Genomic DNA, 11,329 nt, shown 5'->3' with positions numbered 1-11,329 from the left:
GCCTCGACCTGACGGCCCGGCCGGCGGCGAGGGCGGTGTCGAACAGGGCCTGTCCCTCGGCCGCCGCGAGCGGGGCGACGCCGGTCCGGGCGATCCGCGCGAGGTCGGCGGCGCCCAGTTGCCCGGCCATGCCCGCACCGGTCTCCCACAGGCCCCAGGCCAGCGAGACGGCCGGCAGTCCGAGGGCCCGCCGGTGCTGGGCGAGGGCGTCCAGGTGGGCGTTGGCGGCCGCGTAGTTGGCCTGGCCCGCGCTGCCGACGAGCCCGGCGATCGAGGAGAACAGGACGAACGCGTCCAGGTCCAGGTCCGCGGTCAGTTCGTGCAGCAGCAGCGCCGCCTCGGACTTGGGCCTGCTGACCTCGGTGAAGGCCGTGTCGGTCAGCGACTCCAGGGTGCCGTCGGCGGTGACGCCTGCCGCGTGCACCACCGCGCGCAGCGGGTGCTCCGCCGGGACGGAGGCGAGCAGTGCGGTGAGGGCGGCGCGGTCGGCGATGTCGCAGGCGACGAGGGAGACCTCGGCGCCGAGCGAGGTGAGCCGTTCCACCAGGGCCGGGGCGCCGGGGGCGTCCGGGCCGCGCCGGCCGGCCAGCAGCAGGCGACGGACTCCGTACCGGGTGACCAGGTGTTCGGCGACGAGGCCGCCCAGCGCTCCGGTGGCTCCCGTGAGCAGGACCGTCCCGGGCCTGATGGACGCCTCCCTGCTGCCCGGCGGGCACGGCGCCAGCCGGGGCACGGACGACACGCCCTGCCGCAGGGCGAGTTGGGGCTCGCCGGTCGCCAGGGCGGCTGCCAGGGCCGCCTCGGAGGGCGCGGTGCCGTCCGTGTCGACGAGCACGAAGCGCCGTGGGTGCTCCGTCTGCGCGGTGCGGACCAGGCCCCACAGCGGGGCCTGGGCGAGCCCGGCCACCCTCTCGCCCTCCGTCACGGCGGTGGCCTCGCGGGTCACCACGACCAGGCGCCGGTCGGGATCCCCGGCGGCGGTCCAGGCGCGCAGGTGGGCCAGCAGCCGGACGGGAGTCAGGTCGTCGTCCGCGACCAGCACACTGTGGGCGGGGCCGTCCTCGGGTACCGCCGGGGCGGCCGCCGGGTCGTACGGCTGCAGGTCCACGGCCGGTCCTGACGGGGCGGGCGGCGCCCAGTCCACGCGGTAGGGCACCCGGGCCGACGGCCGGGCCGCGGCCAGCACCGCCGGGTCGGCCTCCCTCACCAGCAGCGACCGTGCCGTCAGCACGGGCGCACCGGTCCCGTCGGCGAGGGTCAGGGCGGTCCGGTCGGCACCGTCCGGCGTCAGCCGTACCCGCAGGGAGCGTCCTCCGGCGCCGTGGGCGCGGACGCCGGTCCACGAGAAGGGCACGCGCAGGCCGCCCGAAGGGCCGGGGCCGTCCAGTGCCAGCGGGTGCAGGGCCGCGTCCAGCAGGGCGGGGTGCGGCGTGAAACCGTCGGCCGTGCCGGAGGGATCTTCGTCGAGGGTGATCTCGGCGAACCACGCGTCGTCCCGGCGCCAAGCCTTGCGCAGCCCGCGGAACGGCGGTCCGTACCGGTAGCCGAGGGCGTCGAGCGTGTCGTAGGCCGCGGTGAGGTCCACGGGCTCACCGCCCGGCGGCGGCCACGCGCCGAGGTCCTGTGCACCGGAGACCTCCGAGGCGGGGGCCAGGACGCCGGTGGCGTGGCGCGTCCAGCCGGCCCCCTCGGCGGCGGAGTGCACGGACAGGCTTCTGCGGCCCTCGCCGTCCGCCTCGGAGACCACCAGCTGCAGCCGCACCTCTCCCTCGTCGGGCACCGGCAGCGGCGCCTGGAGGGTGAGTTCCTCCACCTCGGGCGAGCCGGCCTCGCGTCCCGCGTACAGGGCGAGCTCCAGCAGCGCCGTTCCGGGCAGCACGGACGTGCCGAGCAGCGCGTGCCCGGCCAGCCACGGCTGGGCCGCGAGGGAGATCCGGCCGGTGTACACCGTGGCGGTGCCGTCGGCCAGTTCCACCGCCGCGTCGAGGAGCGGATGGTCGGGGCCGCCGACGGGTCGTAGGGCGCCGCGGTCCGGCGCGTCGAGCCAGTGGCGTTCGCGCTGGAACGGGTAGGTGGGCAGCTGCCCGGCGAAGGCCCCGGCCGCCTGCCCGGGCCGGGTGGCCAGGTCGACGGGGAGCCCGGCGCTCCACAGGGCGCCCAGTGCCTCCGGCACCGTGCGCCCCTCCGGGCGGTCGCGTCGCAGCAGGGGCACGGTGACGGCGTCGGGCAGGGCGTCGGCGGCCAGGGTGGTCAGCACGGCGTCCGGTCCCAGTTCCACGCACACGGTGACGCCGTCCTGGGCGAGGGTGTGCAGGCCGTCGGCGAAGCGGACGGTCTCGCGGACGTGCCGGACCCAGTGGTCGGGCGAGGCGAGCTCCTCAGCGGTCGCCGTGCGCCCGGTCAGGTCCGAGACGACCGGGACGCGCGGCGGACGGAACTCCAGGCCGGCCACGACCTCGCGGAAGTCGGCCAGCATCGGTTCCATCAGCGGCGAGTGGAAGGCGTGGTGGACCGTCAGCCGCTTGGCGCGTGCGCCGTCCTGTTGGGCCCGCTCGAGCAGGCGCGTCACCGCCTCCTCGGCACCGGAGACCACGGTGGCCCGCGGCCCGTTCAGCGCGGCGATGCCGATGTCGGGGCCGAGGCCGTCCAGGAGGGCCCGCGTCCCTACCTCGGACAGCGACACGGCCGCCATCGCGCCGCCGGACGGCAGGTCCTGCATCAGCCGGCCGCGTGCGGTGATCAGCGTCGCCGCGTCCGCCAGGGAGAGCACCCCGGCCACGTGGGCGGCCGCCACCGAGCCGACGGAGTGCCCGAGCAGGACGTCGGGGCGGACACCCCGGCTCTCGAGGAGCCGGTGGAGGGCGGTCTGCAGCGCGAAAAGGGCGGGCTGAGTGTAGCCGGTGCGGTGCAGGAGGGTCGGGTCGTCGGCGAACACGACGTCCTTCAGCGGGCGGTCGAGATGGAGGTCCAGGGCGGCGCACGCCTCGTCGAACGCCGCCGCGAAGACCGGTTGGGCGGCGTGGAGTTCACGTCCCATGGTGGCCCGCTGGCTGCCCTGCCCGGTGAACAGGAACGCCGTGCGCGGCTCCCCCGCCGGGACGGCCGCCCCCGCGGTGTCCCCGGCCGCCAGGGCGGCCAGCGCCGCCACCGCCTCTTCCGGGTCGCCGGCCACGAGCGCGGCCCGGTGGTCCAGGGCGGCCCGTCCGGTTGCCAGGGCGTGGGCCGTCGGCCGCAGGTCGGCAGGGGGGCGCGTGGCGAGGAACCGGCCGAGGCGCGCGGCCTGTTCACGCAGTGCCCGCGGGGTCCGGGCGGAGAGCGGGAGGACGACGGGGCCGTGGTGGCCGTCGCCCGTCCCCGCCCCGGGTCCGGTCGGTTCCGCCGGCGCGGTCGGTTCGCTCGGCTCCGTCGGCTGGGCCTGTTCGAGGATGACGTGCGCGTTGGTGCCGCTGATCCCGAAGGAGGAGACGGCCGCCCGGCGGGGGCGGTGCTCCGCGGGCCAGGGGCGTTCCCGGGCCAGCAGCTCGACGGCGCCGGCGGTCCAGTCCACGTGCGGGGTGGGTTCGTCGGCGTGGAGGCTGCGCGGCAGTGTTCCGTTCCGCATCGCCATCACCATCTTGATGACTCCGGCGACCCCCGCCGCGGCCTGGGTGTGCCCGATGTTGGTCTTCACGGACCCCAGGAACAGAGGGCTGTCCTCGGGGCGCTCCTGACCGTAGGCCGCCAGCAGCGCCTGCGCCTCGATCGGGTCCCCCAGCCGGGTGCCGGTGCCGTGGGCCTCGACGGCGTCGACGTCGGCAGGTGCGAGGCGTGCGTTGGCGAGGGCCTGGCGGATGACGCGTTCCTGGGCGGGGCCGTTGGGCGCGGTCAGCCCGTTGCTGGCGCCGTCCTGGTTGACCGCGGAGCCGCGCAGCACCGCCAGCACCTGGTGGCCGTTGCGGCGGGCGTCGGACAACCGCTCCACCAGCAGCAGCCCCACGCCCTCCGACCAGCCGGTCCCGTCGGCCCCGGCGGCGAACGACTTGCACCGCCCGTCCGGCGCGAGTCCCCGCTGACGGCTGAACTCCACGAACGTCGCCGGACTCGCCATCACCGTGACCCCACCGGCCAGCGCCAGATCGCACTCACCGCTCCGCAGCGCCTGCGCCGCCAGGTGCAACGCGACCAGCGACGACGAGCACGCCGTGTCCACCGTCACCGCCGGCCCCTCCAGACCGAACGTGTACGCCACCCGACCGGACGCCACGCTGCCCGCGCTGCCGCTGACCAGGTACCCCTCGGCCTCCTTCGGGGCCTGCGGCGCCTGGTGCAGCCGGGCGCCGTAGTCGCCGTACATGACGCCGGCGAAGACGCCGGTGCGCGAGCCGCGCAGCGAGGCGGGGGCGATCCCCGCCCGCTCGAAGGCCTCCCACGCGGTCTCCAGCAGCAGCCGCTGCTGCGGATCGGTGGTCAGGGCCTCACGGGGGCTCATCCCGAAGAACTCCGCGTCGAAGTCGCCCGCGTCGTACAGGAAGCCCCCCTCACGGGCGTAGGAGCTGCCGACGGTGTCCGGGTCGGGGTCGTACAGCGCGGCCAGGTCCCAGCCCCGGTCCGCGGGGAAGGGGCCGATGGCGTCCGCTCCGGAGCTGACGAGCTCCCACAGGTCCTCCGGTGAGGCCACCCCTCCGGGATAGCGGCAGGCCATGGCGACGACCGCGATCGGGTCGTCGGCGGTGGTCACCGCGGGCGGAGCCGCAGGCGCCTCGGCCGCGGCCCGCGGCCCGCGCAGCTCCGTCAGCAGCCATTCGCTCAGCGCCCCCGGCGTGGGGTGGTCGAAGACCAGGGTGGTGGGCAGTCGCAGCCCGGTGGCGGTGCGCAGCCGGTTGCGCAGTTCGACGGCGGTGAGCGAGTCGAAGCCCAGGTCGCCGAAGGCCCGGTCGCGGGCCACGGCCCTGCCGTCGGTGTGCCCGAGGACGGTGGACACCGCCGTGCGCACCAGTTCCAGCACCTCGCGTTCCGCCTCGGCAGGCGGCAGCGCAGCCAGGCGGGCGGCCGGTGAGCCGTGCGCGGTGGCGGCGCTCGTGGCGGCCGCACGGCGTGGTGCCGGGCGGACCAGGGAGCGCAGGGGCGCCGGCACCACGGCGTCCGGCGCCTCGAGGGCCGCCAGGGCGAAGCGGGTGGCGACCAGCAGCGGGGAGGGCGTCGCCAGTGCCGCGTCGAACAGCCGCAGGGCCCGCTCGACGGTGAGCGGGGCGAGCCCGCCGCGCGCCAGGCGAGCACGGTCGGCGGACGTCAGGTGTCCGGCCATGCCGTCGCCGGTGTCCCACAGTCCCCACGCGAGCGAGGTCGCGGGCAGGCCCCGCGCCTTCCGGTGCTGAGCCACGGCGTCCAGGAAGGCGTTGGCCGCCGCGTAGTTCGCCTGACCCGCCGTCCCCAGGACTCCGGTGACCGACGAGAACAGCACGAACGCGTCCAGCTCCAGATCGGTGGTCAGCTCGTGCAGCAGCAGCGCCGCGTCGGCCTTCGGCCGAAGCACCGCCTCCAGCCGCCGCGGCGTCAGCTCCTCGACGACACCGTCGTCCAGCACCCCGGCCAGGTGGAACACGGCGCCGAGCGGCCGGTCAGCCGGAATGGCGGCGACAATCCGGGTGAGGTCCGCACGGTCCGTCGTGTCGCAGGCCGCGAACTCCACGGTGGCGCCCGCCCCGGTCAGCTCGGCGGCCAGCTCGTGCGCTCCGGGGGCCGCGTCGCCGCGTCGGCTGAGCAGCAGCAGGTGCCGGGCGCCGTGCCGGGTGACGAGGTGCCGTGCCAGCAGACGCCCCAGGCCGCCGGTCCCGCCGGTCACCAGCACGGTGCGCCCGGCCAGGGCGGGGGTGGCGCCGCCCCCGATCGGTGCGTCACCGACCGCCCGCACCAGGCGCGGCGCCAGCAGGACGCCGTCGTCACCGACGGCGAGCTGCGGCTCCTGCCGTCCGGCAGCGGCCAAGGAGGCCACCAGGCTGGGGTCCGGCGCGTCGGCGTCACCCGTCCCGCTGCCCGGGGGAAGGTCGGCGAGGAGAAAGCGTCCGGGGTGCTCGGACTGCGCCGAGCGGACCAGGCCCCACACCGCGCCGGCCCAGGGGTCGGCGCCGCGAGCACCGTGGGTCAGGAACAGCAGGCGGGCCTCGGAGTACCGCTCGTCGGCGATCCAGGCGCGCACGGCCTCGAGCGCCCGTCCGACGGCCTCGCGTCCCTCGGGCAGCGACAGCGCCACCACTGCGGGGACGGGGTCTTCGCCGGGCAGTGCGGCGAGTGCGTGGACGGACGTGACTCCGCTCGTGTCGGCGGGCCGGCCCTCCCCGGCGGCCGGGACCACGACCGGAACCCAGTCGACGCGGTACGGCGTCGTCGGCCGTCCGGCACCGGTGGCCGGCTGTGCGTCGGCGGGCCGCAGCGCCAGTTCCTCGGCCGACAGGACCGTGCGGCCACCGGGGTCGACGGCGGTCAGCCGCCGCCCGGACCAGTGGGCGCGCAGGGTCGTGGCGCCGGTGGCGTGCAGTTCGACTCCGGTCCAGGAGAACGGCAGCTCGGGCCGGTCGCCCGGCGCGTCCGGGCGGCCGACGAGAGGATGCAGGGCGGCGTCGAGGAGGGCGGGGTGCACGCCGAAGCCGACGGCCGCGTCCTGGCCGGTGTCCGGGAGTACCAGCTCGGCGTACAGGTCGTCCCCGTGACGCCATGCCGCCCGTACACCGCGGAATGCCGGCCCGTACACCAGGCCGAGGACGTCGAGGCGGTCGTAGAGGGCGTCGACGTCCACCGGCTCGGCGTGGGCCGGGGGCCAAGCGGCGGGCGACTCCGGCGTGCCGTCGCCACCGGATCGGGAGACGGACAGCAGCCCGGTCGCGTGCCTGGTCCAGGACCCGCCCTCGGTGGGACGGGAGTGCACGGCCAGGCCGCGCGTCCCGTGCTCGTCGAAGGCGGCGACCGTCAGCTGTACCTGTACCGCGCCCTGACCGGCCTCCGGCAGGACCAGCGGTGCCTGGAGGGTGAGCTCCTCGATGCGGGGGGTCTCGGCGCGCTCACCGGCGGCCAGCGCGAGATCGACGAAGGCCGTGGCGGGCAGCAGGATGCGGTCGAGCACCCGGTGGTCCGCGAGCCAGGGCTGCCCGTCCACGCTCAGCAGCCCGGTCAGCAACAGGCTCCCGTCGTCGGCGCGCTGCACGGAGGCTCCCAGCAGGGGGTGGCCGGACGACTCGAGTCCCAGGTCCTCGGTGCGGGGGGCGGGAGCCGGGGGCAGCATCCAGTAACGCCGGTGCTGGAAGGCGTAGGTCGGCAGGTCCTCGGCCGGCGTTCGCTCCGGCAGCAGGGCCGTCCAGTCCAGGGCCACGCCTCTCGCGTACGCGGTGGCCAGCGCGGTGCGCAGGGTCCGCCGCTCGTCGCGTCCCTTGCGCAGAAGGGGCACGGCGTCGGGGGTCACCGCGCTCAGCACCGCGTCCGGCCCGAGTTCCAGCACCAGGGTGGCGCCCTGGTCCTCGAGGGTCCGGACGGCGTGGTGGTAGCGGACGGTGCCGCGGATCTGGCGGGTCCAGTACTCCGGCGAAGCCAGCTCCTCGGCCGTCGCGAGCTCCCCCGTGACGGTCGAGACGAGCGGGATGCGGGGAGCGTGGAAGGGCAGCCCCGCCGCGACCTCACGGAACTCCTCCAGCACCGGTTCCATGTGCGCGGAGTGGAACGCGTGGCTGACGGTCAGGCGTCGCGTCCGGCGTCCCAGCTCCGCGAAGTGCGCAGCCACACCCGCGACTTCGGCCTCTTCACCGGAGACGACCACCGACCGCGGTCCGTTCACCGCCGCCAACGAAACCCCCGGCGTCAGCAGCGGCAGCACCTCCTCCTCCGTCGCCTCCACCGCCGTCATCGCACCCCCGGCCGGGGCCCGCTGCATCAACCGCCCCCGCGCCGCCACCAGCGACGCCGCATCCTCCAGCGACAGCACCCCGGCCACGTGCGCGGCCGTCACCTCACCGATCGAGTGCCCCGCCACCCACCGCGGCTCCAGCCCGTAATGCGCAGCCAGCCGGAACAACGCGGTCTCCAGCGCGAACAACGCCGGCTGCGTCCACCGCGTCTCGTCCAGCCCTTCGGCATCGCCGAACACCACGTCCCGCAACGGCCGATCCAGATGCACGTCCAACGCCGCACACACCTCGTCGAAGGCCTGAGCGAACACCGACTCCGCCGCGTACAACTCACGCCCCATTCCCGCGTACTGACTCCCCTGCCCGGTGAACACGAACGCCGACCGCACCGGACCCGCGGCACGACCGCGCAGCAGGTCGGCGGAGTCCGCGCCGGAGGCCAGGGCGGTGAGGGCGGAAAGGGCACGGTCCCGGTCGTCCGCGACGACGACGGCCCGGTGCTCCAGGTGGGCGCGTCCCGTCGTCAGCCCGACGGCCGTCGCGGCCAGGTCCGCGCTCGGGCGGGCCTCCAGGTACGCGGCGAGCCGGGCGGCCTGGCCCTTCAACGCCTCCGGCGTGTGCGCCGACAGGGCCAGCGGCACGGCAGCAGGGCGCGGGCCTCCCGGTTCCGGGCTCCCGGCCTCGGGGAGGGAGACTTCCGGTGCCTGTTCGAGGATGACGTGGGCGTTGGTCCCGCTGATCCCGAACGAGGAGACGGCCGCCCGCCGCGGACGCTCCCGCTCCGGCCACTCCACCGCATCCGTCACCAGCTCGACCGAACCCGCCGACCAGTCCACATGAGGCGACGGCGCGTCCACGTGCAGCGTCCCCGGCACCACCCCGTGCCGCATCGCCTCGACCATCTTGATGACCCCGCCGACACCGGCGGCCGCCTGCGCATGCCCGATGTTCGACTTCAACGACCCCAACAACAACGGCTGTCCGGCGACCCGCCCCTGCCCGTACACCGAGATCAACGCCTGCGCCTCGATCGGGTCCCCCAGCCGGGTGCCGGTGCCGTGGGCCTCCATCACGTCGATCTCCGCGGGCCCGCACCCGGCCGCCGCCAGCGCCTGCCGGACGACGCGTTCCTGCGCGAGGCCGCTGGGGGCGGTCAGCCCGTTGCTGGCACCGTCCTGGTTCACCGCCGAGCCGCGCACGACCGCGAGGACGCGGTGGCCGTTGCGGCGGGCGTCGGACAGCCGCTCCACCAGAAGCAGGCCCACGCCCTCCGACCAGGCGGTGCCGTCGGCGGCCTGCGCGAACGGCTTGCAGCGGCCGTCCGGCGCGAGCCCCTGCTGACGGCTGAACTCCAGGAACATGCCGGGAGTCGGCATCACGGTGACGCCGCCGGCCAGCGCGAGTTCGCACTCCCCCTGTCGCAGGGCCTGGACCGCGAGGTGCAGCGCGACCAGCGAGGACGAGCACGCGGTGTCCACCGTGACGGCCGGGCCCTGCAGCCCGAAGGTGTACGCGAGGCGGCCCGAGGCGACGCTCATGGTGCTGCCGGTCAGCAGGTGACCGTCGTGGCCGTCGGCGGCTTCGTGGAGGCGCGGTCCGTAGTCCTGGCCGGTGGCGCCGACGAACACCCCGGCGTCGGTGCCACGCAGCCGTTCGGGAGCGATGCCGGCCCGCTCGAAGGTCTCCCACGCCGTCTCCAGCAGCAGCCGCTGTTGCGGGTCCATCGCCTCGGCCTCGCGCGGGCTGATGCCGAACAGCGCCGGGTCGAAGTCACCGGCGCCGTCCAGGAATCCGCCGTGCCGCACGTAGGTCGTCCCGGGCGTCGCCGGGTCGGGGTCGTACAGCGCCGACAGGTCCCAGCCCCGGTCGTCGGGGAACGGGCCGATGGCGTCGGAGCCGGAACTGACGAGCTCCCACAGGTCCTCCGGCGAGGCGATGCCTCCCGGGTACCGGCAGGCCATGCCGACGATCGCGACCGGCTCGTCGGAGACCACGCGCGACACCGGTTCCGGCGTCCCGTCCGTCGGGTGGCCGAGCAGATCGTGCAGCAGCTCCACCACGGCGTCGGGCGTGGGGTGGTTGTAGACGAGCCCGGAAGGCAGGGTCAGCCCGGTGGCGGCGGCCAGCCGGTCCCGCAGGTCGACGCCGGACAGCGAGTCGAAGCCCAGCTCCTTGAAAGTGCGTCCGGGGTCCACGGCTTCGGCCGTGACGTGTCCGAGGACGATCGACGCGTGCGTGCGGACGAGTTCCAGCAGCTCCGGACGTGACGACACGGGCCGTGGCCCCTTGAGCGGGGACGCCGTGCCCGCCTGGTCGCCGGCCACGGGCTGCTCCGTGCTCGGCGCGGCGTCCGCGTCCGTGCCGTCCGCAGCCGCCACCGTCACGGGCAGCGGGTGGGACTCCCCGGCGATCCAGTGGCGTTCCCGCTGGAAGGCGTACGTCGGCAGTGGCACTGCGCGACCGCCGTGCGCGGCGAGCGCCGACTCCCAGCCGACGGTGGCTCCGTGGACGTGCGCCCCCGCCAGCGCGGTCAGCAGGGCGAACCGCTCGGGCCTGCCGCGGCGCAGCCCGGGGAGCAGGACGTGCTCCGCGCCCCGCAGGGACTCGCGGCCCATGCCGGTGAGGACGGCGTCCGGGCCGAGTTCGAGGAACACGGTGCGGCCGTCGCGCACGATCGCCCGTACGGCGTCGTGGAAGCGGACCGTTCCTCGGATCTGGCGGGTCCAGTAGTCCGGCGAGGCCAGCTCCTCGGCCGACGCGAACTCCCCCGTGACGGTCGACACGAGCGGAACGCGGGGAGCGTGGAAGCTGAGCCCCGCGGCGACCTCCCGGAACTCGTCCAGCACGTCGTCCATGTGCGCCGAGTGGAAGGCGTGGCTCACCGTCAGGCGCCGTGTCCGCCGCCCCAGTCCCGCGAAGTGCTGGGCGAGGCGCTCCACTTCGCTCTCGTCACCCGAGAGGACCACCGACCGCGGCCCGTTCACCGCCGCCAGGGAAGTCCCCGGCGTGAGCAGCGGCAGCACCTCCTCCTCCGTGGCCTCCACGGCCGTCATCGCACCCCCGGCCGGGGCCTGCTGCATCAACCGCCCCCGCGCCGCCACCAGCGACGCCGCGTCCTCCAGCGACAGCACCCCGGCCACGTGCGCGGCCGTCACCTCACCGATCGAGTGCCCGGCAAGGGAGTCCGGCTCAAGCCCTTGGTGCTCGGCGAACCGGAACAGCGCGGTCTCCAGCGCGAACAGCGCCGGCTGAGTCCACCGCGTCTCGTCCAGCCCTTCGGCATCGCCGAACACCACGTCCCGCAACGGCCGTTCCAGATGCACGTCCAACGCCGCACACGCCTCGTCGAACGCCTGGGCGAACACCGGCTCCGCCGCGTACAGCTCCCGACCCATCCCCGCGTATTGACTCCCCTGCCCCGTGAAGAGCACGGCGGTGCGGGCCGGTCGGTCGTCGGC

General features: G+C 75.7%; 1 protein-coding gene. It reads right to left on the bottom strand.

The window, feature by feature from the left end:
* Positions 1 to 11,329, bottom strand: an 11,329-nt coding sequence (locus ACOV8S_RS06950) for an SDR family NAD(P)-dependent oxidoreductase (RefSeq protein ID WP_448316735.1), incomplete at both ends; no start/stop codon positions are given.

It is taken from the genome of Streptomyces sp. CO7 (assembly GCF_053474865.1).
This window is presented reverse-complemented; position numbering and strand designations above follow the sequence as displayed.